The sequence below is a fragment of the Lysinibacter sp. HNR genome (assembly GCF_029760935.1).
In the GTDB taxonomy this organism is placed as follows: Bacteria; Actinomycetota; Actinomycetes; order Actinomycetales; family Microbacteriaceae; genus HNR.
Genome location: NZ_CP121684.1, coordinates 2,089,961 through 2,113,291 on the forward strand (window position 1 = coordinate 2,089,961; position 23,331 = coordinate 2,113,291).

The following is a 23,331-nucleotide window of genomic DNA, read 5'->3' on the forward strand; positions in this document are numbered from 1 at the left end:
CGCACTATTATCACATCAATACAGGGTATTAACTTCTCACTCTGCCCTCCTACCCCAGTACCACACCCGAACACTATCGCACACCGTCTTCTCGGGGATAAAATCGGATTATGATCGTACTCGTTACCATCGCCACCACCCTCGCGGCGGTTTTGCACATCCTAATTTTTTATATGGAGAGCATTGCCTGGCTACGACCCAGCGTGTGGAGACGCTTTGGGCTAGAGTCGCAAGAAGAAGCACAAACCACGCAAAAACTAGCCTATAACCAGGGCTTCTACAATCTATTTCTCGCGATTGGTGCACTGCTTGGTGCAATTCTCTACGGCAGTGGAGCAAATAGCATAGGGCTCACCCTCACATTTTTCTCCCTCGGAAGCATGGTTGCGGCCGCAATCGTTTTAATCACTACGGGAAAGCGGTTTATCCGCTCAGCAGCTATACAGGGGGCGCTTCCGCTCCTTGCCCTCATACTCTTGATCATTAACCTGAGCGGAACGGGAGCAAACTAGCATGCAAGATCACACGGAAAAAGACCACGGTAACGTGATCGCTCACGACCAGGACAACGCTTTAGGCGCTCAGCTACGAGATATAGCGCAGGCAATTGCGATGGAGGCGGGAGGTCTCATTACCCGGCTGCGGAGTGCGGGTGTCACTGTGGCGGCGAGTAAATCATCCGAGGTTGATATTGTGACCGAGGCGGATCGCGCGGCAGAAGAACTCATCGTCAAGCGACTTCAAGAGGTACGCCCTCACGACTCTATTCTGGGCGAGGAGGGCGGCAAAACGGTTACGGGAACGTCCGAAATCACCTGGGTGGTGGACCCAATCGATGGAACGGTGAACTACCTCTACAATATATCCGCATTTGCGGTAAGCATTGCCGCCACCGTCGAGGATAACAACGGCCCGGATGGGAGAACGTCCATTGCTGGCTGCGTATTCGACCCTGTTGCAGGCGAGAGCTTCAGTGCGGTTAGGGGTGGAGGCGCCCACCTGCTCACGGTAACAAAGCAGCGGGTACAGGCCACGGACCGGGCGGAACAGATGCTCAGAGTAAACTCTCCACGATCCCTCAGCCTCTCACTCGTTGGAACGGGTTTTGGCTACACCCCAGAAAAGAGAAGATCACAGGCAGAAACTCTCCTCACCCTCCTTCCGTGGGTGAGGGACATCCGTCGCGCGGGCTCCGCGGCACTTGACCTCTGCTCGGTTGCGGCAGGCCGCCTGGACGCCTACTACGAGAGCGGATTGCAGCCCTGGGACTACGCTGCGGGACTCCTCATCGCGCAGGAGTCCGGGGCTACCGTCTGGGGCCGTGATAAAAGCTCTCCCGGGACAGACCTGCTTATAGCGTCGGCCCCGAGCATCATCGAGCCGCTACACGCGATCGTGTCTTAACTTCTGTTCGACAAGCAACTCTAGGGTGCGTTCTCGCGCGGGTGACCGATCGGGCGGATCCGCCTGCAGCGACCCCGCGCTTGGAGAGATCATCACTTCGTCGAGCCCGTGCTCGGCGCTGAGAGAGGCAATCCGCTGCCAAGCAGCAACAGGTTCGTCAACGACCCACGAGGTGAGCAGCTTATCAATGAGCACACGTTCCTCGTCTGCCAATTGTGCTTCACTAATGTCGTCAGCCCGGGGAACGGCCTCAAGCTTACGTCCCAGCCGCAGCCGCGCAAACTGAAGCAATTGGGGCAGGGCACTGTGGCGCGCCTGCTCGGCTGTCTCGGCGACGGCCGCATTAACCACCAAAAATGACGCGGGCTTGTCGGAGTAGATCGATGCTCTAAAGGTTGAGCGATAAAGATCAAGGGCTCGGGCAAGTCCCGCACCCGCAAAGTGGTGCGCAAAGACATACGGCAGCCCCATCTCCCCCGCAAGCCGGGCTGAGTAGTCTGAAGACCCCAGCAGCCACACCGCGGGGATATTCGTAGCCGCAGGGGTGCCGTGTAGAGCGTAATCGGGGCCGCTCGGCAACCGCACCCGGGTTCCCTGGGGGCTCATGATTGACACGGTATCCATAATCTGTTGGGGGAACCGGTCAACACTTGTTGTTGTTCCCGATTGCCCCAACAGAGCGGTGATCACAGGGTCGCTTCCCGGAGCGCGACCGATACCCAGGTCGATGCGCCCGGGATGTGCTGCTTCAAGCAGTGCAAACTGCTCAGCAATGATCAATGACGAGTGATTGGGCAACATCACACCGCCACTGCCCACCCGAATACGGGACGTGTGGGCAGCGGCCATGGCGATAAGAACGGGCGGATTTGTTGACGCAACCGAGGGCATATTGTGATGCTCGGCAAGCCAAAACCGTTCAAAGCCGAGAGAGTCCGCCGTTTTTGCCAGCGAGACCATTGCGGCAAGAGCCTGTGTTGTACTCTGTCCCGTGCGGACGGGAACCAGGTCAAGCACAGAGAGTTTCATGAGTGATCTTACCCCGCAAACGACCTAGCTGACGCCCAGAAGATCGATAACAAAGATCAGGGTTTTGCCACTGAGCGGATGCCCGGAACCGGCCTGACCGTAGGCCTGCGCGGGAGGCACAACCAGCTTACGACGTCCTCCCACCTTCATTCCGGGGATTCCCTCCTGCCATCCCCTGATCAAGCTGCCCAACGGAAAGTTAATGGACTCGTCGCGGCTCCAGGAAGAGTCAAACTCTTCACCGGTGTCGAACTCGACCCCCACGTAGTGTACGTTTACCGTTGACCCGGCAGCGGCCTCGGGACCCTCTCCCACGATGAGATCGGTGATCTCTAGGGATTCGGGGGCGCTACCCTCGGGAAAATCAATTTCGGGCTTCTCACGTGCTATATCAGTCATACCTACAATCATGCCATGCCCGCACGGCACTAGGTTGAGCCTCTCCCCTCTGCAAGTCTTTGATTGACCGTGGTGTATACGTACGCAGGGGAAGGCGCAACCTAGATTACGCCCAGGGCAATCATGGCATCTGCCACCCGGGTAAATCCGGCAATATTGGCGCCGAGAACGTAGTCCCCCGGTCGTCCGTACTCCTCGGCTGTTTCGGCACAGCGATCATGGATAGAACGCATGATCAAGGCTAGGCGCTCCTCCGTGTGCTCAAAGGTCCAAGAGTCACGCGAAGCATTCTGCTGCATCTCTAAGGCGGAGGTTGCAACACCACCGGCGTTTGCGGCTTTACCCGGCGCAAACAGAACTCCCGCCTGACGGAATTGACGGATCGCGTCGGGAGTGGAGGGCATGTTAGCTCCTTCAGCCACCGCAATAACCCCCGAGCGAATCAGGGTGCGCGCATCGTCTGCCATAAGCTCGTTCTGGGTGGCGCAGGGAAGAGCCACATCGACGCGGGTCTCCGCCGCAATGTCCCAGACGCGAGCCGCGTCGCGATACTCGCTCCGGGAGCCGCGCGCACGCGCGTAATCAGAAAGGCGTCCCCTCTGCTCGTTCTTTGTGTGAATGAGAAGCTCAATATCGAGACCCTCGCTGTCATACACCACACCGCTGGAGTCACTACACGCCACTACGGTTCCACCCAGCTGCGCCACCTTCTCCATCGCAAACAGCGCAACGTTTCCCGAACCGGACACAATGACCTTTTTGCCCTCCAGACCCTTCCCCGCGGATCTCAGCATTTCTTCGGCAAAGAACACGGTTCCAAATCCGGTCGCTTCCGTACGCACGAGCGACCCGCCCCAAGTCAGACCCTTGCCCGTAAGAACGCCCGACTCATAGCTGTTGGTAATACGTTTGTACTGGCCAAAGAGATAACCAATCTCGCGCTGTCCCACACCAATATCACCAGCGGGAACATCCGTATACTGACCGATATGTCCGGCAAGCTCCGTCATGAAAGACTGGCAAAAACGCATGATTTCGGCGTTAGATTTGCCCTTGGGATCAAAGTCGCTACCGCCCTTTGCACCCCCAATGGGCATTCCCGTAAGGGAATTTTTAAAAATCTGTTCAAACCCAAGAAATTTTATGGTGCCAAGCGTCACAGAGGGGTGAAAACGTAAACCACCCTTATAAGGTCCCAGCGCCGAATTAAACTGAACCCGAAAACCTCGGTTAATCTGGGTGCGTCCGGCATCATCAACCCACGGCACCCGAAAGATAATTTGCCGTTCAGGCTCACAGATCCTCTCCAAAATTGAGTTATCAGCGTAGTGCGGATGTTTCTCAATCGCCAGTGATACGGACTCAAACACCTCCCGCATGGCCTGGTGAAACTCTGGTTCCCCCGAGTTTCGGCGCAGATTATTTTCGAAAATGGGACGGACAAGCGGAGAAAGTTGAGTCACTTCGATAAACAGTCTTTCTGAGGGAGGGATAGTAAAGGCACCCCTAAGCAACATAATTGCGTAATTATCGGGTGTACCGTATATAACGAGATTAGTGGTAGATCTCCATAAAATACAGCCAAGATCGTTTCTTCCTATGCCAACCGCCCCTGCAAGACACCATTTTGAGCCTCCAACAAACCCGCGAGACAGTGTGGACTCCGCAAAATTCGATACGCTAGTGGGTGTGAGATTTGCGCATGTGGGAGAAACCGAGTCCGCCGCTACCCGTCTAGCCGTTGTTGTCGACGACAGAGCAGCCTTTGTTGACGACCTGATCCCCAACCCTCCCCGAGATCTACAAGACCTTATCTCTCGCGGATCAGAAGTATCGGCCGCCGTACAGGCCGAGATTCACGCAGCGCTCACCGAGGCGACTCACAGCTCACACACCCCCGCCGTTCCGCTGACCGATCTCCACTTTGGCTCCGCTGTTCAACGACCACCCATCGTGCTCGCGGTGGGACTTAACTACTCTGAGCACGCAAGCGAGCTCAGCATAGACAACACGTCTGGCCCCGTACTCTTTTCCCTCTTCCCCAACTCCCTCACCGGGCACAAGCGCACCGTTCCACTCCCAACCAGACTGAGCGAGGAGGTCGATTACGAGGCAGAACTCGGGGTAATCATCGGGAAAAAAGCCAAAAACGTTTCGGTAGAGAACGCCCTCGATTATGTTTTTGGATACACCGTTGTGAACGATATCACGGCCCGCAACCTGCAGTTCCAGGAGCCGCAGTGGTCTCGCTGTAAGTCTTTTGATGGGTTCACCCCAACCGGCCCGGTAGTGGTGACCGCCGACGAAATTCCCGACCCCCAAAAGACCCGGATCAAAACGGTTGTGAACGGCGTAACGGTGCAGGACTCCTCCGCGGATAAGATGATTCGCTCGGTCGCACAGCTCATCTCTTCTCTCTCGCAAGAAACGACCCTGCTGCCGGGAACGCTCATCTCAACGGGCTCTCCCGGAGGCGCGGGACGCTCGCGCAAACCTCCGCTCTACCTGCACGACGGCACAGTGGTAACGGTGTCCGTTGACGCGATCGGAGAACTCACCTCGTACTGCGCCGCGATCTAAACCGCGACGACTCACGTCGCAAACAGCGTCTAAACATCGGGACGCACCACCACGAGGATCAAGACGCGCGCCACACCACCGGGCGACGCGCGCCACCCGAGCTATTGATTAGCGCGAATAATACTGATCGATGACGTAGCGGGAGTGACACCAGAAAGACGATCAGGTTCAAAGAGGTGGTCAACCTCCTCACGAGTGAGCAACCCGCTCTCCACCACCAGATCCGCAACGTTGGCATTTGCGGCGAGCGCTGTGTGCGCCAAAGAGGCCGCCTCCTGGTACCCGATGTAGGGAGTCAGGGCTGTAATAACAACCACGGAACGCGCAACCATATCGGCCAGGCGATCTTCGTTAGCGGTTATTCCGTCTACACAGTTGACACGCAGAGTCGCAATAGCCCGCTCCAGCCAGGTGATGCTCTGAAAAAGCGAGTGCGCGATAACGGGTTCAAACGCGTTGAGTTGCAATTGGCCGGCCTCAACCGCCATCGTTACGGTCATGTCCGCCCCGACAACAGAGTATGCAACCTGGCTCACGGCCTCGGGAATAACGGGGTTCACCTTTCCGGGCATAATGCTCGAACCGGCTTGACGCGGAGGGAGATTTATCTCACCCAAACCGGCCTGCGGCCCCGAGGAGAGCAGGCGCAGATCGTTGCAGATCTTGCTGAGCTTCACCGCACTCCGCTTAAGCGCCCCGGAGAAGGTGACAAACGCCCCCGTATCGCTGGTGGACTCCACCAGGTCACTCGCCGTCACCAGGTTGAGTCCCGTTATCTCGCGCAAATGACGCACCACGGTTTCCTTATATCCCTTGGGGGCAGTGATACCGGTACCGATCGCGGTTGCCCCCATATTAATCTCACGCAGAAGAGCCTTAGCATCTTCGAGACGCTCGATATCTTCGGCTATGGTCGTTGCAAAACCGTGGAACTCCTGACCGAGCGTCATGGGAACCGCATCCTGCATCTGGGTGCGCCCGATTTTGAGCACCTGCGAAAATTCGGATGATTTATTCAAGAAGGAAACGCGCAAAAGATCGATCTCATTGAGGAGGTTGCGCAGTGAGAACGCCAGGGCAATTTTGATGGCGGTGGGATAGGTGTCGTTAGTGCTCTGGCTACGGTTGGTGTGATCAATCGGATTGATAAATGCGTAGTCACCGCGCGGACGGCCCGCAATTTCGAGAGCACGGTTGGTAATAACCTCGTTGACGTTCATGTTACTGGAGGTTCCAGCGCCGCCCTGGATAACCCCCACCACAAACTGATCAAGGAGCATACCGTTTTTGACATCTTCGCACGCGCGGTCGATGTAGTCCGCTTTTTCCTGACTCAGGACACCGATTTCGGCGTTGGCACGCGCCGCCGCTTGCTTAACACACGCGTAGGCCCGGATGAACTCGGGATACACGGAGATCGGACGCTTTGCGATAGGAAAGTTTTCGTGGGCCCTAGCCGTGTGGATGCCCCAATAAGCATCTGCGGGTATCTCTAACGTTCCCAGGGAGTCTTTTTCAACACGGATGGGGGACGAGGTATTGTTCATGACTGTTTAGACGCTCCAGATTGTCTCGGCGTTGAGTGTTCGTATCGAGGTTTTCCTCACCAATCAAGCCTACTCGTCAGATGACGGTTTCAGTAGCCAGAAAACCGTAAAAGAACGCATTTCTTATGATTCGATTAAAGAAACTGAGATTTTTGGAGGCCTACTAAAAATCGTGATCCTAGGAAAAACCGGTTGGGAAGGGAGTCAAAGTCCATCCCCAACCAGCGTGACTCATGCGATATAACGGGTTCCCGCCGGATTACCGCGCATCACCAACTACGGTGTGCAGTAGGTTATTGTTTTTGCACCGGGAAGAGCCGCGCTAATACACCCTGCGTCCACGCCGCCACTGAGGGAATCACCAAAGTTAGCGGTTAGGGTCAGAACACCATCACCAAAAACAGTTTGCTGCACCCGCTTCGTATCGTCCAAAAATTCAAACGAGGTAAGCGGTTCAAGACCCGCCACGTCCTGAATCTCCATAAAGAACTTCTGAATACGAGCAATTTCTTCCCCGTGCGCTTCAAGCTCCCGGGTATCGAGAGCCAGATTGATTGGTTCGTTATACAGAAGACTCAGCAGTGTGCGCTTACCGCTCAGCTGAGGAAGCTTGTACAAACCCAGCTCCCAGCGGTCAGTTGAAATAACAGAGTCGTGCAATACCGTTTGATAAAGGGGAACCCTGTACTCGGGCGCAAACATCTTGGTTGCTAGGTCGTCGGGTAGATCAGCCTCTTTGAAAAATATTCCTGGTCTCCCCAGGGGATAGTAACCACCCCACACGGCGGTGTTTTTTTGAAAGCTGAAGAAAGAACCCGGCACCGGTGTAGAACTACCGTGAGAGTAGCTAATGGCGCTGTTAGCCCAGTCTGCAGCGGCTTCGGATCCCGTTACCAAGGGGCTGTTCTGAGAAAACTCTCCCAGGGCAAGGGCCTTCATTCGCTCAAGACGAATTTTTCGGTCCTCCGCCTCCGTAGCCGGGCGAAGTGGATTGTAGTCGCGAAAAAGCTGTCCCACCGCGTCCACGTCAAGGAAATAGCTCTGGACACCGTTCTCTGTAAAGCTCTTTACTCGCTCGGTCAGAACGTTGGAATCTTTCTGCGCCTGTCGCAGTGCAGCGCTGCTCAGGTAACATCCGCGTCCTCCAAAACCCGTCACCGGTGTTCCGTCCTTATTCATCACACACCCGTCCGGCCACAGCGGAGAGGGCCACAGGGCCGCGGGAGTGTCAGACTTCTCGGGGTCTTGCGCGTTAGCCCAGGTATCGTAGGGGGCAACCAGAAACCCGGAGTCCTGTGCCAGGCTAACCGTGTAGGGAGATGGCGGGCTTCCATCGGCATCGTATCCAATCCACATGCGGTTAATGCCCAACGCATTGAGCTTATGCACAAGTTCAGGATCGCGCCCGTCACCCCAGACGTAAGCGTGCGGGGCTCCGATGAGCGACTCAACATTGGGGTTTTGCTCTATTTTTTCCCGGAGAGTGACGATGCCCGAGGTCTTGTGAAGATAGTCACGGTAGTCGAGAGCTGCGTCAACCGCTCCACCGGTTGTGGGGGTAAAGATAACTTCGTACGTGGAAGTTTGACGATCAGCGCTGAACTCGTGCGCGGCCTGCGCATAGATCCTCTCGTCTTTTTTCTTAAACTCAAGGGTGGTACCTATATCGGTTGGCACAATAACGTTCAAACCTTGAGTATCATAGGTGGTCCCCCAAAAGGGCATAGATAGATCACCCGCCAATTGCGCCGGCTCATCAAACAGGTCTTCTCCCGCTGCAAGCCAGAATGGATCGGCAACAGGAATAGTTTGTCCGCTACCTCGTGTGAACTCAATGGAGGTGGTATGGGAATCCTGTCCGGTAGCGGGCCACTCCAAAGAGACATCTCGGTCGGACTCCAGGATGATGTGTAGTCTACCCTCCACCTGGCTGGCAGAGGCACTCAGCCCGATGCCTGAGTAGTCCCACAGGGCGGTATCGTCGGTGTTGACAAAACCGTCAACCTTACCGTCGAGGATGGCGGGCTCTGCCCACCGCACCCTCTCGCCGTTATCCTTCTCGAAGTCAATCTGAAGCGAGGTCAGGTCAATCTCGGCGTTCGCGTTACCTAACGGAACGATCAATTTTGTACCCTCATTCGTCACGGGGGCAGCGCTCGCACTGTAGAGCGGTACAAAATAGCCCGTTGTGAGCATCACAACGGTTCCCAGGGCTGTGGCAACAGCCCAGAGTCGCCCGGTAGTTTTTCTCATTCGAAGCATCTTCTTCCCTTCTTTTTAGAAACATTAGGGGGAAGATAAAGTTATAAAACTTTATGAGCCGGAGTCCTACTAGCGCTAACCTCGGCCGTAAAGAAAATAGTACTTAAGGGTCGGAAAGCCTCCCTGCAAAAGCCCTGCGCAAAAACCGCAAGTTCGCCTGAAGGGCAAGACCTTCCACAGAGAGTTCCGCGCTCACCCGCACCTCCTATACTGAAATGGTGCACCCATACAGCCTGTCAGAACCCCTCGTCACCCCTCGACTATCTCTCAGGCTAATGACTCTCGATGACACCGAAGCCATACTCACGTACCAGGCAGACGAAGAGGTTACCCGCTATCTTCCTTATCCTCCGCGGGATCGTGATACCGTCATCAAAAAAATTCAAGAACACTCGATCAGGGACTCACTCGCACAGGACGGAGACTACATGATGCTCCTCGCGGAGCGTCGCAGCGACGGTGCCACGATAGGGGAGATGTATTTCAAGCTTGATAGCGTAGAGCACTCACGCGCCGAAATAGGCTGGGTATTGCATCCACAGTTTCACGGTCATGGCTACGCCTCCGAGGCCGCTCAAGCCCTACTGGATGTGGCGTTTTACACCATGAAACTACACAGGGTTTTTGCTCTTCTCGATCCCCGCAACGACGCTTCCGTGTCGCTGTGCCTTCGGCTGGGAATGCAGAAGGAGGCCCACCTGCGTCACGACGAATTCTTTAAAGGTGAGTGGGCAGATACGGGTATTTACGGAATACTCAGCGACGAGTGGGAGGAACGCGCGGGGCGGGTGACAAAAGACTAGATCACACGCCATAGACTGTGGCTATGGAACACGATGCCTACACGCTCGCCGTTGATCTCGGCGGAACCAAAGTTGATGCGGCCCTCGTTAGTCGGGGCAGCATAGTCGCGGGGAGCAGGCACAGACAGCCGACAGGATCGCAAGCAACGCGAGAGGAGCTGGCCGCGTCTGTGAGCAGCGCACTCCAGCAATCAATCGCTTCGCTCCCCCCTCACACTTCCATAGACAGGGTGGGAATTGCCACGGCCGGCCCCATTGACACCGGTGAGGGGACAACAACCCCCGTAAACCTCCCGGCGTGGAAAGAGTATCCCCTCCGTGACCTGGTAGCCTCCGCGGTTCTCCCGCTGTTTCCCGACGCACACATTGCTTTTGGTCTTGACGGCACAGCGATAGCCCTGGCCGAGCACCACTACGGTTCGGGACGAGGGGTCACAAACTTTATGAGCATGGTGGTATCCACCGGTATTGGTGGCGGAGTGATTACCGACGGTTCCCTACTCAGAGGCGCCTCGGGTAACGCGGGTCACATTGGCCAAACCTATGTGAGCGGCTTTAGCCAGGCCCTGACGAGCACCCCAGAACCCCGCGGTCCTCGTGCCGGGTTTATTGGTGATTCGCTTACTGTGGAGGAGGTTGCCTCCGGCCCGGCCAGTATCGCCTGGGCGCGCTCCTACGGATGGAACGGCAACGACGGTCACGATCTCGCTCGCGACTACAGCGCCGGAAACGAGATCGCTATTGCCGCGGTAGAGCGTTCCGCGGCGGCCACCGGGCAGGCTATAGCGGGCGCCTCGGCACTCCTCAATCTTGAGCTGGTTGCGATTGGTGGGGGCTTCTCCCGAGTTACGCACGACTACGCTCGGCTGGTGCAGAAAGCCGTGACTCAGCATCCTCTGGCCTACGCGCGTAAAACCCGGGTTGTGGCAAGCGAACTTGGTGATGACGGCCCCCTGCTGGGTGCCGCTCTGCTGGCCAAACAGGGATAGCAGGTCCGGACGGAGTCCTCTTCCGCGGTTCGGCCGCGATGGATTCGCCCGGGCCCGACGCGTTGCTATCCCCTAAGGCACAAAGAGCTCTTCCCGCCAAGGCTCGAGATCGTGTCTCCTCCAAGGCTCAGATGTGTTCTGTGCTTGACTTTGTCACGCCATGCACATAGGTTAGCTAGTGGAGTAACTAACCAATTAAGACCAGTCTGAGGTGTTAATGTTCACGGATGATCAACCCATCTTCCAGCAACTCGCCGCCATGATCGCCGATGAGATCGTCAACGGCGTCTATCCAGAGGAATCTGCTGTGCCCTCCACCAATGAGTACGCAGCTTTTTACCGCATTAATCCGGCCACCGCCGGTAAGGGCGTTAATCTTCTGGTCGAGCAGGGCATTCTCTACAAGAAACGAGGGGTTGGAATGTTTGTAGCCACTGGAGCTCAGGCCATTCTTCGTGCACAGCGACGAGCCGAGTTTCACACCCAATTTATTGAACCGCTCCTTCGCGAGGCACGGATACTCGGGATTGAGCCGACAGAATTATCACAGATAATAGAGGAGAGTCAGCGATGACACACACTGTTGAACTTCGTAACGTCACCAAATCCTTCCGCAAGAATACCGCGCTAGACCGAGTGAGCTTCACCGTTGCGGCAGGATCGGTCTGCGGGTTGCTCGGCCGCAACGGGGCGGGAAAAACCACCCTCATGTCGCTCCTCTCGGGGCAGGACCGTCCCACCTCTGGAACGGTGACGATAAACGGACAGACCCCCTACGAAAACGCAGATACTCTGGCTCAGATCAGTTATATTCGCGACAACCAGCGCTACCCCGACGACTATTACCTGCGGCATGTGCTCCGCATCGCGCCGGCTTTTGCGCAGCGCTGGGATGCAGACCTCGCGGCCGAACTGGCCGACGGCTTCCAGATCCCCGGGAAAACAAAGATCAAGAAACTCTCGCGCGGACAGCTCTCCGCAATCGCGATCATACTGGGGCTGGCCTCCCGAGCCCCCCTCACACTTTTTGACGAACCCTACCTCGGCCTTGACGTGGGAGCCCGCCACTTTTTCTACGATATCCTCCTCCGCGAGATCACCACTACCCCACGAACCGTTCTCTTCTCAACCCACCTGGTAGAGGAAGCGGAGCCCCTTTTTGACCACGTACTACTACTCAATGAGGGGCGTATTGTTATGGATGGCGCCCCCGACGAAATCCGCAAAACCGCCTACATCGCCTCCGGGGCGGGAGAAAGAATCACAAGCTTTCTCTCCAACAAGCGCGTGCTCAATCAGCAAAACACCGGTTCCCTGCGATCGGCCGTTGTCGATGGAGAACTCACCGACGCTGTTGCGTCGGAGGCGCTCGCAAGCGGAGTCCAGGTCACAACAGCAACGCTGCAAGACCTGATGCTGGCCCAGGGTAACCCCGCACAACCGATATCTCCCGATCACCTCTCCCCCGCCTCAGCGTCTCCTGTGGCGTCCTCCATGCCCCCTCCCCCCAAGGATTTCTCATGAACACCGTTATTCCCACCCTCAAACTGCACACTAATAGGCGCCTGTTCTCGTTCTACATACCCCTCATCATCCTGGCGATTGTCGCCCTCGTTTCTGTTGTGATTTCGCTGCTTTTCTGGCGCTCCGGTTCCCAACCCGGATCACCCGACTGGATCATGGGAAGCCAAAGCAATCCCGGGTTGCTCTACTCGTACGCCGGATTTTTTGGTGCCCTCGGCGTAACCACGGTCTCTACCACGTTTCCCTTTGCGCTGTCGCTCGGGGCAACACGGCGAGGATTCACGGGAGGAACCTTCATCTGGCAAATCCTGATTTCCGCTTACCTGACGGTTATGCTCGGTGTGCTCATGCTCCTTGAAGTTGCCACTGGGCACTGGTTCAGCAACTTCTACATTTTTGACATCACCATCCTGGGCGCAGGGAACCTCGCCCAGCTCATTCCCAACGTGTTCCTCGGCACCCTCACGATACTTGCGATCAGCAGCTTCTTTGGGGCTTCCTGGCTACGCCTGGGCTCGCGTGGGCCCCAACTCGTTGCCCTGGGGTTTGTTCTTATCGTGCTGGTGGCACTGATAATATTCATCCCCTCTGCATCCGAGATCTTTAAGGCGTTTCAGCTCTGGTGGCTGGGAGCACTCTCCCTCGCAACAATCCTTCTGTGCTCCGTAGGCACCTGGTTGTTTCTCCGCCCGGTAACGGTGCGGTAGTTCACGGCAAGAACGCGCGGGCGGTCAGCGGCGATTCCCAGATCAGCGACGGCCCCCCGCAGCCCAATCGTCCTCAACCGGGCGGGGAACACGCAGCACAAACGCAGACCAGATTGCCCCCAGATAAAGAACGGTCAGCACCCCGATCGGCACGGTCCACCCTCCCGTGAGGTCGTGTAAAAAACCGATACCGAGCGGTCCTACCGTGCCCAGGGTGTACCCCACCGACTGCACAAAACCGCTTAGCGCGATGGCGCTGTGGTGACTGCGTGTGCGGCGATTGATAAGAAGAAGGGCAATGGGAAAGAGCGCGGGCCCAATCCCCGCCAAAACGACCCAGAGCCAGGTGAGCGTCTCAGGAAAAAGAAGCAGCCCCGCGTAGCCCAGAATTCCACACCCGATAAAGAGGTAGATCAGGGGACTCACGCTTCCCAGGCGATTGGCAAGCCACGGTACCAGGAGGGACGCGGGAAGCCCCATGAGAGCAAAAACACCCAACAGGCTTCCGGCCTCGGCCGTGGTGACACCCGCCGTTTCCGTGAGGATACTGGGCAGCCACGAAAACATGCTGTAGGCGTTCATACTGGAGAGCGTAAAAACCAGGGTAACGGCCCAGGCAACCGGTGAATGACGCATCTTCCCGGTGATAACGGGACCGGTCACGGGAGGGTTACCGGATCGTGCGGTGTCGTTCGGTGCCCCCGCACCCTGATTGTGCAGCGTAGACATTCGGCGATGTGCCCCGATAACAATCGCTACCCAGGGAACCAGCACAACTACGCCAAGAGCCGCCCACACCGCAAAGGAAGCACGCCACCCCGCCTCCGCAGCTATCGGGACCGCAAGAAATGCCGGAGCAAAGGTCCCCACCGCGATTAACGTTGTGTAAGCCGTTGTCATCAAAGCAATGTTCTGGGAAAAGTTTTTCTTTACCAGAGGCGGGAGGAGAACGTTCCCCATCCCTATTCCGGCAAAAATCAGAATACTTCCCACAATAAGCCACACGCTCGAGGGAGAAACGGTGCGAACGATTAGCCCAAAAGCTTGGATCGCTAGTGCAAGAACCGTGACGGACTCCAGAGATGCCCGGCGCACAATTGACGGTGTCAGGGCACCGCAGATCGCAAAGAGAACGGGAGGAAGCATCCCGATAATCGCCATGTCCGAAACACTCAACTGCATATCCTGCGCAATATACACAAAGACCGGTGAGGCGGCAGCAACCGCGCTGCGCAGGTTAAGGGCCATGAGAAAGATAGCAACCAGCACCAAAATCTTTCCCGAGAAGGAGCCAAAGAGAGACGAAGAACCCTTCACAAAAATCACGTCCCCAGAATCCGACGCGTCTCCGCAACATCGTTGGTGATCTGATCAATAAGAAGGTCAAGCGATTTGAAAGCTACCATTCCCCTGATTCTCGAGACAAATTCAACCGTAATGGTGCGCCCATAGAGATCGAGTGTTCGATCAATAACGTAGGCTTCGACTTGGCTCTGGGCAACATCACCAAAGGTAGGGTTCACCCCCACAGAAATCGCGGCGGGGAGTCTCTCGACCGTACCCGCGGCATCGTCCGTGCCCAGGAGCACCCATCCCGCGTAAACCCCATCAGCCGGAACCATCCCCTCCGGCTCTGGGCTCAAATTTGCCGTGGGAAAGCCCAACTCGCGTCCTCGCTGTGCTCCGTGCACCACCTCACCGCGTACGGAGTGTGGCTTCCCCAGCAACTCAGCGGCACGCTCCACCTCACCGTGTTTGAGCGCGGAACGAATCATAGTGGCCGAGACCCGAAGATGTTCTTTTTTGTTTGTGAGCGAGTCGGACGTGTGAATCTTCTCGTCGGGAACAACCACGTTCTCCACCAGCTCAACGGTAAAACCTAGTCGCTCCCCAGCTCTCATCAGGGTGTCGGTATTCCCCGAGCCTCCCTGTCCGTATCGAAAATCGGGCCCCACAAGAACGTGTTTTGCAGATAGTTTTCCCGCCAGAATATCTCTCGCAAAATCGTCGGGCGTGGTCGCGGCAAAGTCGGCGTCAAAGGGGATGTTCACCACAGTGTCGATATTTTCCTGATCCAGGAGTTCCAACTTCTGCGCCTGGCTGAGTAGCGGTTCGGGGCAGGCCTCGGGGGCAACCACACTGAGCGGATTATTACTGAAGGTAAACACGACAGTCGCAAGACCCCGCTCATCCGCCACAGAACGCAATCGACGGAGGATCTGCGTGTGCCCCACATGGATCGCGTCAAACTTGCCCACGGCAACAACAGACCCCGGAAGGTCGGAGGGAATCGTCTCAAGTGAAGAAAAAACACGCATAAGTTTAAACTGTCCGATACGAGTCACGGCGCTTGAGCCAAAGGATACCAAGCACAGGAAGAACAAGAGGAATAAAAATATAACCGCGGCCAAAACCAGACCACACAGTATCGTGAGGGAAAAGATCACCCATCGCCAGGCTCAGCACGCCCACAACCAACACGCCACACATCTCAAAGATAACGGCCGCCCAGGCGATAGTGCGCCACCCCCGACCGGGACGCAGCAGTGCAACCGCGGCAACGCAATACACCACACCCGCGACAGCGGAGAGAAGATATGCCACGGGAGCCTCTTCAAACTTGGTAGCAATTTGATACACCGAACGAGCGACGGCGGCCAAGGCTAAAATACCGTACACCACAACAAGCACCCGGCCCAGACCAATACTTTTTTGCCGCTCAGACTCTCTACTCACCTCAGACATAACAGGCTAAGTTTACTCGTAAATAACGAGGTTCAGTGGCACTCGGCATCACGCGCCCTGCACCGTCCAGATCTGAAGCATACGAAACACCATCACAGCGACGGTTCCTCCCACAACCGCCAGGATGAGATTACTCCACTTGGTGCGATCGCTGAGTGCCCAAAACCCCGCGACAGCGGGAATCGCAAGGGCGCAGATCAGGTACAGCGCAAACTCCAGACCGTCTCCGGTGGGCTGGTTCCCCGCCATCGGCGCAATAATCGCTATGATCGCCTGCGCGATGAGCAACACCTCAACCAGCAGTACAGATCCCAGCGTATAGTCGTTCGGGCCACGCCGAGCCAGGAAAAATCCGAGACAAATAACCGCGGCGATGCACGCGACCCACACCTGTAACCAGGCAAACCACTCAATCATGCGTGCACCACCGGGAAGTTCACAATCACCCGCGTTTCTCCCCGAGTAACGCTCACGAGACCCACCAGACGACCGTCAGGCGCAAGTGCCGCAACAATTGGTGCATGCCAGGCGTGCCCGGCGCCCTCTGTCTGCCCAACACGCACCCGTTTACCCTGCTCAAGCGCCAGGGTCTGTTCCGCGCTCAAGGAGAGTGTGGGAAACAGGTGTGAGGCAACGGAGGCGGCCCCCCGAAGCTGATCGGCCAGGTTGTCGGCATCAAGATCAACAGCGTCCTTGATATCAAACGGACCCACCCGAGTGCGTCGGAGCGCGGTCAAGTGCCCACCCACTCCAAGAGCGTCTCCCAGATCACGCGCGAGGGCCCGAATATAGGTGCCCGATGAGCACACCACCCGCACATCGCAGTCGAGCGCGGTCAGTGTTTTGTCGGTGTAAACCGGACGCGGAACGTCCACAATCACAAACTCGCTCACCGTCACGGGCCGGGCCGGTAGATCAACACTCTCACCGGATCTCACCCGATCGTATGCTCTCTTTCCAGCCACCTTAATCGCGCTTACCGCGCTCGGACGCTGTTTAATATCCCCCGTAAGATCACGAATACCCAGACTCAGCCGCTCCGGGGTAATAGCCCGAATCGCCTCCTCAGGGGCGGTTTTGAGAGTTTCTCCCTCTCGATCGTCGGTCACCGTTGTTGAACCCAACCGTATGGTGGCCACATATTCCTTATCCGCACCCACCAAAAACGTGAGCAGACGGGTGGAACTTCCCACCCCCGCAACAAGCATCCCCGTTGCCATCGGATCAAGGGTCCCCGCGTGACCCACCTTTTTGAGGCCCAACTTCTTACGGATTCGCGACACCACATCGTGACTAGTCATGCCCTCGGGCTTATCGATCAGCAGAATACCCGTGGGAACCGTCCCGTCAGCAAGAGACACAAAACGTCCTAACAAAAATCGTGGAACACGCGAACCGGATGATCGGAATCACTGAGATCCACGGCAGCCGCCGCATACGAAATGGGCCGCACCCGCTGTCGGTACAGAGTATCGGCGGCGGCGTTACGAATAGCAGACGGTGAATCACCCACCGAAACCCTATCCGAAAAAAGCCACAGAGATTGATTCCACACTCCGCGAAGCGTGGGTCGATTCAAAAACGGACCGTCCACGATCAGAACCGCATCCGCGGGCGCGGTTATCCAGCGGGACTCATACGGTTGGTCACGCTGTTTATCAAATCCCTCACACACAAAGCCGGTACTACCACCGAGTTTGAACGGGCCGATAAGCACTCTGCGGAGGAGAGACTCGTCATACGCGTACTCGTAGTATCCACGACTGGAGTCACGCCCCATCAGATAGCGGATAGCGGCCGGGGCAAAAAAGTCCTCCAGGCTGGCACGAAAAACCGCGACACTCCTGTGGGTAAACTCCTGGGCGAGATCATCGGCAAAGGCACCACCCGCAGCACCATAAGCCGTATCGCAGCCCAGTATGGTGCGACCACGCGGATAGAGCGCCAGATAGTCGTCGATCAGTTGGGCGATGACCTTCTTCTTTGCGCTACTCCACCTGAACATGCCCCCAGTCTACGGTGCTCCCGCTGCGATACGCTTGTGGTCATGGAAAAATGGCGGCTTATCAACTCGTGGTTTGCCGCGAACCGCCGCGAACTACCGTGGCGCGGGCAGGAAACCTCGGCATGGGCCGTACTCGTCAGCGAATTTATGCTGCAACAGACCCCCGTCATCCGGGTCATCCCCCGTTTTTTGGAGTGGATGGAACGCTGGCCCACACCCGCAGCGCTCGCCGCTGAGCCCGCAGGCGAGGCTCTACGGGCATGGCACAGCCTTGGCTATCCTCGTCGGGCACTGTGGTTACACCGCGCGGCCACAATCATCACCGAGCAGCATGGCGGGGTGGTTCCACGAGACGTGGACACGCTCCTCACCCTCACCGGGGTGGGTGATTACACCGCGCGCGCCGTCGCCGTCTTTGCCCACGGTGACAGACACCCCGTTGTTGATACCAACACCCGTCGCGTTATCGCGCGCGCGGTCAAGGGGCAGGCGGAAGCCGCACCCCCAAGCACCGCATCCGATCTGCGAGACATGACAGAGCTTATGCCCGAGGATGATGCGGAAGCGGCTACCTTTAACGCCGCCATCATGGAACTGGGTGCCCTGGTGTGCACCGCAAGAAACCCGCTCTGCGACACGTGCCCGCTTGCCGCAGACTGCGCCTGGAAGCAAACGGGCTACCCCGAATACACCGGCCCCAAAAAACCGGTGCAGAAGAAATATGAGGGTTCCGACCGTCAAGTTCGTGGTCTCATTATGGCGGAGGCCCGTACCAGCACCGGGCCCGTCGCCCCCGAGCGTGTTGAGCTGCTCTGGGACGACGTGATCCAGCGCGATCGTGCCCTCGCGGGACTCCTCAAAGACGGCCTTCTTGTGGAACGCCCGAACGGCTACACGCTCAGCGACGGTAGTTAGGAGCCTCTACCACCATCTGCACATCGTGCGGGTGCGACTCCTTGAGGCCCGCCGCAGTAATCCGCACGAACTTACCGCGAGCCTTAAGCTCCTCGATCGTGCGGGCACCCACGTAGAACATGGATTGGCGCAGACCGCCGATAAGTTGGAAGGCAACGGCAGACACCGGTCCGCGATAGGGAACCTGACCCTCAATACCCTCAGGAATCAGTTTCTCATCACTCGGTACATCCGCCTGGAAATAGCGATCCTTGGAGTAGGAGGTACGCTCGCCCCGGGTTTGCAGGGCCCCAAGAGAACCCATTCCGCGATAATTTTTATACTGTTTTCCGCCCACAAATACCAGGTCTCCGGGGCTCTCATCGGTTCCCGCCAGCAGCGAACCCACCATAACCGCGTCCGCTCCCGCAACCAAAGCCTTTGCAATGTCACCGGAGTACTGCAAACCGCCGTCGGCGATCACGGGCACACCGGCCTCGCGCGCCACACGGGAGGCTTCATACACCGCGGTCACCTGAGGAACACCCACGCCGGCAATAATACGAGTGGTGCAGATCGACCCCGGCCCAACGCCAACCTTCACGGCGTCCGCCCCCGCATCAACCAGCGCCTGAGCACCCGACCGAGTCGCCACGTTCCCACCCATGATGTCGATATTCGCAAAAGAGGGGTCACGCTTGAGCTTTGCAATAATTTCAAGAACCCCGCGGCTATCACCGTTTGCGGTGTCAACAACCAGGAGGTCCACCCCCACATCGCGCAACGCCTCGGCACGCTGCCAGGCGTCTCCAAAGAAACCGATAGCCGCCCCCACTCGAAGGCGTCCGGAGTCGTCCTTAGTGGCGTGCGGGTATTTCTCGCGCTTATCAAAGTCCTTCACCGTCATGAGGCCTCGAAGCTTTCCCTCGGCATCAACCAGTGGAAGCTTTTCGATTTTGTGCTCTCCTAGCAGAGCAAATGCCTCTTCCGGCGTGGTGCCCACAGCGGCGGTGATCAGCGGGGTTGGAGTCATCACGTCGCGCACACGGGTGGTGTTCTTTGTCACAGGATCAACAAAACGCATGTCCCGATTGGTGATGATTCCCACCAGGATTCCCCGATTATCCACAACGGGAAGCCCACTCACCCGGTACTCGCCACACAGGGCATCAACCTCAGAGACCGTCGCCTCCGGGTTTGTTGTGACCGGATTGGTAATCATCCCGGACTCATTCAGCTTGACCTGTCTAACCTGCTCAACCTGATCCTGGATTGACAGATTACGGTGCAGTATTCCAATTCCACCCTGCCTCGCCATTGATATAGCCATGCGAGCCTCAGTCACGGTATCCATCGCGGCGGATATCAGTGGCACTGCCACCCTAATTCTCTTGCTAATACGCGAGGAGGTGTCAGCCTCACTCGGAATGACGTCCGTGTGCGCCGGCAAAAGCAGCACATCGTCGTAGGTTAGTCCGGTAAATCCAAAAGGATCGTGCTGATCCATAACACCCTCTTGTGGTTAAAGTTGCAACGGAGTCGGCGCTCACGTGAAGTGCCATCTAACAATCGTAAACGACTTTACGTGCGGATATGCTCCTTACTCACTTTACCGGGCGGTAGGAACGGGTTTCACCCTCACCGTCCCTCACTTCCCCCTGCGACCCCCGCGAATTGTGCCCCACACGACGATAAGTATCGCGACCCACACCAGGGAGAACCCCAGCCATCTCTCCGAGGGCATATTCTCCCCCAGAACAAAGACTCCGAAGAGAAACTGTAGGATCGGGGCCAAGAATTGAGTGAGCCCCAGCTGTGTCAGGGTGCTGCGGCGGGCACCCGCCGCAAAAAGCAACAGGGGAACCGCGGTGATAACTCCCAGACCACACAGCAACAGGGTGTGGGTGAGAGAAACCCCGATGAAGCTCAGGGCAACAAACTGTGAGACGACCACTAGCTGCACGATGGCAATCGGTGCTAATAAAACGGTTTCTACGGTCAGCCCGGCAACCGCCCCAACAATTACCCCCATCTTCTTTTTCACCAGTCCATACAGACCAAAAGACATCGCAAGAACAAGCGCAGCCCACGGTAGACGCCCGTAATTCAGGGTGAGGATCAGAACCGCTATAAAAGCCACACCGAGGGCGACCCACTGCGTGAGAGCCAATTTCTCACGCAGAAACAAGACCCCGAGCAGAACGGTCACGAGGGGGTTAATAAAGTAACCGAGACTAGCCTCGACCACGTTGTTGTCGAGTATCAGCAGAACAAAGAGCTGCCAATTGATGTAGATGAGAACACCCGCAACCATAAGAAATCCGATGGTTCTGGGAGATTTGAAGAGGATGCGTAACTGTCCCCAGCCACGCATCGCGGTGAGTAAAATCGCGCAAAAGGCCAACGAAAATAAAATCCGCCAGGGCACAATTTCAAAAACATTCGCGGACCCGACCAAGAGGAAGTACGCGGGGGCAATGCCCCACAGAAGGTAGGCCCCAACCGCATAGATCAGACCGGAGCGCGTATTCACTTCTCTATCCTAGTCCCCCTGCAAAACGGGGCTCTTAGAGGTGGGGTCAACCCCATAGGCTCAAGAAAAATCAAAACCTAAACTGCTGTTCCTATAGCGAGAGACAGAGCATAGATGTCAACCGGATGCCTATACGGGGTTAAAAAAGTTGTGGGTCCGGGAAAGATACCCGAACCCACAACTCACAAATTTTTTCTAGCGAACCACCACGGCAAGCACATCACGCGCAGAGAGCACAAGATAGTCTTGACCGTCGTACTTAACCTCGGTTCCACCGTACTTGGAGTAGATGACCTTGTCACCCACGGCGATGTCGAGCGGAACGCGGTTTCCATTGTCGTCGATACGGCCGGGGCCTACCGACACAACCTCGCCCTCCTGGGGCTTTTCCTTAGCAGTATCGGGGATGACTAGACCAGACGCGGTTGTCTGCTCTGCCTCAACCTGCTTGATAACAATCCGATCTTCGAGCGGCTTAATGGAGACCGACACGTTTGACCTCTTTCTTAGTAACTAAAAGACGTGAGTTAGCAGCCTCTATAGGAGAGTGCTAACTAGAAGTTTAGAGCGCGATTGGCACTCACGCAAGGCGAGTGCCAACACACTGCCCTCCAATACTGTACTTTTGAAGGGTGTCGACCGTGAACCATGACGGTGTGGATTTTCTTCTCAGCCGCGAGGGCCTGGCCATCCTGGCTCGTGAAGCAGATTCCGCCCCCACAGACCCTCTTCGGGAAGTGAGCAGACTTCGCGCAGAAGGACTTGCCCCCTGGCAGGTGTCCGCGCTCCTGGGCCAGGCAGCGCTGCGGCGACGCGCAATCCAAAAGTTTGGAGCGCTCGCGTCGCGTCTCCTCTTCACAGAGGCAGGCCTCGAGCAGGCTACCCGAAGCATCGTCGCCGACCATCATGCCACCCGCTACGCTGACGCGGGGCTGAACCGAGTCGCAGATCTCGGTTGCGGCATCGGGGCAAACTCACTCGCGCTCCAGCGCGCGAACCGAGAGGTTACTGCGGTAGAACTCGATCCACTCACCGCAAAGATAGCCGCACACAATCTCACGGTACAGGGCGCGGAGCTATTCTCCGGCACGGTCGTTCCCACCGCCACGGTTATCACGGGTGATGCCGAATCGTTCCCCCTCGACGGTGTAGACGGCGTTTTTCTCGACCCCGCCCGCCGCACCGCGGGGCACTCCAACACCCGCCGGATCACAGACCCCGACGACTACTCACCCAGCCTTCACTTCGCCCACAATCTAGCGCTGCGACTCCCCACCGGCATTAAGCTAGGTCCCGGCCTGGATCGTGACCTCATTCCCGAGGGGGTTGAGGCACAGTGGGTTTCGGTCGACAACCAGGTAGTTGAAATGGGGCTCTGGTCGGGGCCCCTGGCCCGTCCCGGAGTGGGACGCTCAGCGCTTCTCCTCGCCACAAAGGGCGAGAATCGGTGCTATGAGCTCAGTGCGGCGCAGGACTCCGAGGATGCCGCGGTGACCGGGCTCGGAGAGTACCTCTATGAGCCCGACGGTGCCGTCATCCGGGCCCGTCTTATCGGCCTGCTTGCGCGACAGATTGGCGCGGGAATGCTGAGCGAGGGAATCGCGTATCTCTCCTCAGAGACGCTCACTCCCACACCATTTGCCTCGGCCTTTAGGATTGTTGAGGTATTCCCCTTTCAGGAGCGCCGCCTCAAACAGGCAATGCGCGCCCGCGGGATCGGCAGCCTTGAGATCAAAAAACGTGGCGCGGATACCGACCCGGCACTCCTGCGCAAGAGGCTACAGTTACGCGGCCCACACCACGCCACCCTCATTATCACGCGCCACGGCCACAAACACGTTGCCCTGCTTGCAGAGAGGCTCCCCGCGTTTTCTTCCTGACTCGGAAATATCACGACGCCGCACGCTTCC

24 protein-coding genes are annotated in these 23,331 nt (G+C 57.2%); 10 read left to right on the forward strand and 14 right to left on the reverse strand.

The features are described from left to right. The first annotated feature begins 110 nt into the window (after positions 1 to 110). Together FrondiHNR_RS09440 and FrondiHNR_RS09445 are read left to right on the forward strand one after the other, a co-directional pair. Complete coding sequence (locus tag FrondiHNR_RS09440; RefSeq protein WP_279352521.1) at positions 111 to 512, forward strand: DUF1304 domain-containing protein; 402 nt, start codon at positions 111 to 113, stop codon at positions 510 to 512. 1 nt (position 513) lies between these two features. Further along, entirely contained in the window at positions 514 to 1,404 is an 891-nt protein-coding gene (locus FrondiHNR_RS09445; RefSeq protein ID WP_279352522.1) for an inositol monophosphatase family protein, read from the forward strand. Here the strand turns inward: FrondiHNR_RS09445 and FrondiHNR_RS09450 are convergent. The 3 genes from FrondiHNR_RS09450 to gdhA all read right to left on the reverse strand — a co-directional run bounded on the left by FrondiHNR_RS09450 (position 1,384) and on the right by gdhA (position 4,295). Beyond that, positions 1,384 to 2,433, reverse strand: coding sequence for an LLM class flavin-dependent oxidoreductase (locus FrondiHNR_RS09450; RefSeq protein WP_279352523.1), 1,050 nt, complete (start codon positions 2,431 to 2,433; stop codon positions 1,384 to 1,386). The two genes, FrondiHNR_RS09445 and FrondiHNR_RS09450, sit on opposite strands and share 21 nt — an antisense overlap. Before the next feature lie 24 nt (positions 2,434 to 2,457). Next, positions 2,458 to 2,832, reverse strand: coding sequence for an FKBP-type peptidyl-prolyl cis-trans isomerase (locus FrondiHNR_RS09455; protein ID WP_279352524.1), 375 nt, complete (start codon positions 2,830 to 2,832; stop codon positions 2,458 to 2,460). 101 nt (positions 2,833 to 2,933) lie between these two features. Then, positions 2,934 to 4,295, reverse strand: a complete 1,362-nt coding sequence (gene gdhA / locus FrondiHNR_RS09460; protein WP_279352525.1) for an NADP-specific glutamate dehydrogenase — start codon at positions 4,293 to 4,295, stop codon at positions 2,934 to 2,936. 226 nt (positions 4,296 to 4,521) lie between these two features. On the opposite strand from gdhA, the gene FrondiHNR_RS09465 reads away from it, so the two are divergent. Then, a complete protein-coding gene (locus tag FrondiHNR_RS09465) occupies positions 4,522 to 5,412 on the forward strand; it encodes a fumarylacetoacetate hydrolase family protein (protein WP_279352527.1) in 891 nt (296 codons plus the stop codon). Positions 5,413 to 5,513: 101 nt separating this feature from the next. On the opposite strand, the gene FrondiHNR_RS09470 is transcribed toward FrondiHNR_RS09465, so the two are convergent. After that, positions 5,514 to 6,959, reverse strand: coding sequence for an aspartate ammonia-lyase (locus FrondiHNR_RS09470; RefSeq protein WP_279352528.1), 1,446 nt, complete (start codon positions 6,957 to 6,959; stop codon positions 5,514 to 5,516). A 276-nt stretch (positions 6,960 to 7,235) separates the two neighbouring features. Next, positions 7,236 to 9,212 carry a glycoside hydrolase gene (locus tag FrondiHNR_RS09475; RefSeq protein WP_279352529.1) on the reverse strand — a complete coding sequence of 659 codons (1,977 nt, stop codon included), beginning with the start codon at positions 9,210 to 9,212 and terminating at the stop codon, positions 7,236 to 7,238. Positions 9,213 to 9,436: 224 nt separating this feature from the next. Here FrondiHNR_RS09475 and FrondiHNR_RS09480 point away from each other — a divergent pair, with 224 nt between their 5' ends. The 5 genes from FrondiHNR_RS09480 (at position 9,437) to FrondiHNR_RS09500 (ending at position 13,244) form a co-directional block, all read left to right on the forward strand. Next, entirely contained in the window at positions 9,437 to 10,024 is a 588-nt protein-coding gene (locus FrondiHNR_RS09480) for a GNAT family protein (protein ID WP_279352530.1), read from the forward strand. Between the two features lie 23 nt (positions 10,025 to 10,047). Continuing rightward, the gene (locus tag FrondiHNR_RS09485) at positions 10,048 to 11,013 is read left to right on the forward strand and encodes an ROK family protein (protein WP_279352531.1); all 966 of its coding nucleotides are present in this window, start codon (positions 10,048 to 10,050) and stop codon (positions 11,011 to 11,013) included. A 217-nt stretch (positions 11,014 to 11,230) separates the two neighbouring features. After that, positions 11,231 to 11,587 (forward strand): GntR family transcriptional regulator, encoded by a 357-nt coding sequence (locus FrondiHNR_RS09490; protein WP_279352532.1) that lies wholly within the window; start codon positions 11,231 to 11,233, stop codon positions 11,585 to 11,587. Beyond that, complete coding sequence (locus FrondiHNR_RS09495; RefSeq protein WP_279352533.1) at positions 11,584 to 12,537, forward strand: ABC transporter ATP-binding protein; 954 nt, start codon at positions 11,584 to 11,586, stop codon at positions 12,535 to 12,537. Before FrondiHNR_RS09490 ends, FrondiHNR_RS09495 begins: the two co-directional genes overlap by 4 nt. Beyond that, complete coding sequence (locus FrondiHNR_RS09500; protein WP_279352534.1) at positions 12,534 to 13,244, forward strand: hypothetical protein; 711 nt, start codon at positions 12,534 to 12,536, stop codon at positions 13,242 to 13,244. Before FrondiHNR_RS09495 ends, FrondiHNR_RS09500 begins: the two co-directional genes overlap by 4 nt. A gap of 42 nt (positions 13,245 to 13,286) precedes the next feature. Here the strand turns inward: FrondiHNR_RS09500 and FrondiHNR_RS09505 are convergent, their stop codons facing one another. The 6 genes from FrondiHNR_RS09505 to FrondiHNR_RS09530 are packed head-to-tail and all read right to left on the reverse strand — an operon-like array spanning position 13,287 to position 17,994. After that, positions 13,287 to 14,561, reverse strand: coding sequence for an MFS transporter (locus FrondiHNR_RS09505; protein WP_279352535.1), 1,275 nt, complete (start codon positions 14,559 to 14,561; stop codon positions 13,287 to 13,289). A 5-nt stretch (positions 14,562 to 14,566) separates the two neighbouring features. Further along, entirely contained in the window at positions 14,567 to 15,562 is a 996-nt protein-coding gene (locus FrondiHNR_RS09510; protein ID WP_279352536.1) for a bifunctional riboflavin kinase/FAD synthetase, read from the reverse strand. A 4-nt stretch (positions 15,563 to 15,566) separates the two neighbouring features. Beyond that, positions 15,567 to 15,989 (reverse strand): hypothetical protein, encoded by a 423-nt coding sequence (locus tag FrondiHNR_RS09515; protein WP_279352537.1) that lies wholly within the window; start codon positions 15,987 to 15,989, stop codon positions 15,567 to 15,569. Between the two features lie 48 nt (positions 15,990 to 16,037). Continuing rightward, positions 16,038 to 16,406 (reverse strand): hypothetical protein, encoded by a 369-nt coding sequence (locus FrondiHNR_RS09520; RefSeq protein WP_279352538.1) that lies wholly within the window; start codon positions 16,404 to 16,406, stop codon positions 16,038 to 16,040. After that, the gene (gene truB / locus FrondiHNR_RS09525; RefSeq protein ID WP_279352539.1) at positions 16,403 to 17,350 is read right to left on the reverse strand and encodes a tRNA pseudouridine(55) synthase TruB; all 948 of its coding nucleotides are present in this window, start codon (positions 17,348 to 17,350) and stop codon (positions 16,403 to 16,405) included. Before truB ends, FrondiHNR_RS09520 begins: the two co-directional genes overlap by 4 nt. 8 nt (positions 17,351 to 17,358) lie before the next feature. Further along, positions 17,359 to 17,994, reverse strand: coding sequence for a hypothetical protein (locus FrondiHNR_RS09530; RefSeq protein WP_279352540.1), 636 nt, complete (start codon positions 17,992 to 17,994; stop codon positions 17,359 to 17,361). Positions 17,995 to 18,036: 42 nt separating this feature from the next. On the opposite strand from FrondiHNR_RS09530, the gene FrondiHNR_RS09535 reads away from it, so the two are divergent. Beyond that, on the forward strand, positions 18,037 to 18,909 hold the full coding sequence (locus FrondiHNR_RS09535) for an A/G-specific adenine glycosylase (protein ID WP_279352541.1): 873 nt from the start codon (positions 18,037 to 18,039) through the stop codon (positions 18,907 to 18,909). Here FrondiHNR_RS09535 and guaB read toward each other — a convergent pair. The 3 genes from guaB to groES all read right to left on the reverse strand — a co-directional run bounded on the left by guaB (position 18,893) and on the right by groES (position 21,913). After that, on the reverse strand, positions 18,893 to 20,395 hold the full coding sequence (gene guaB / locus FrondiHNR_RS09540; RefSeq protein WP_279352542.1) for an IMP dehydrogenase: 1,503 nt from the start codon (positions 20,393 to 20,395) through the stop codon (positions 18,893 to 18,895). The two genes, FrondiHNR_RS09535 and guaB, sit on opposite strands and share 17 nt — an antisense overlap. A gap of 141 nt (positions 20,396 to 20,536) precedes the next feature. Beyond that, the gene (gene rarD, locus FrondiHNR_RS09545; RefSeq protein ID WP_279352543.1) at positions 20,537 to 21,421 is read right to left on the reverse strand and encodes an EamA family transporter RarD; all 885 of its coding nucleotides are present in this window, start codon (positions 21,419 to 21,421) and stop codon (positions 20,537 to 20,539) included. Positions 21,422 to 21,616: 195 nt separating this feature from the next. Further along, positions 21,617 to 21,913: a co-chaperone GroES gene (groES, locus tag FrondiHNR_RS09550; protein ID WP_279352544.1), complete on the reverse strand. Its 297-nt coding sequence runs from the start codon at positions 21,911 to 21,913 to the stop codon at positions 21,617 to 21,619. 149 nt (positions 21,914 to 22,062) lie between these two features. On the opposite strand from groES, the gene FrondiHNR_RS09555 reads away from it, so the two are divergent. After that, entirely contained in the window at positions 22,063 to 23,301 is a 1,239-nt protein-coding gene (locus FrondiHNR_RS09555; protein ID WP_279352545.1) for a class I SAM-dependent methyltransferase, read from the forward strand. The last annotated feature ends 30 nt before the right edge of the window (positions 23,302 to 23,331 follow it).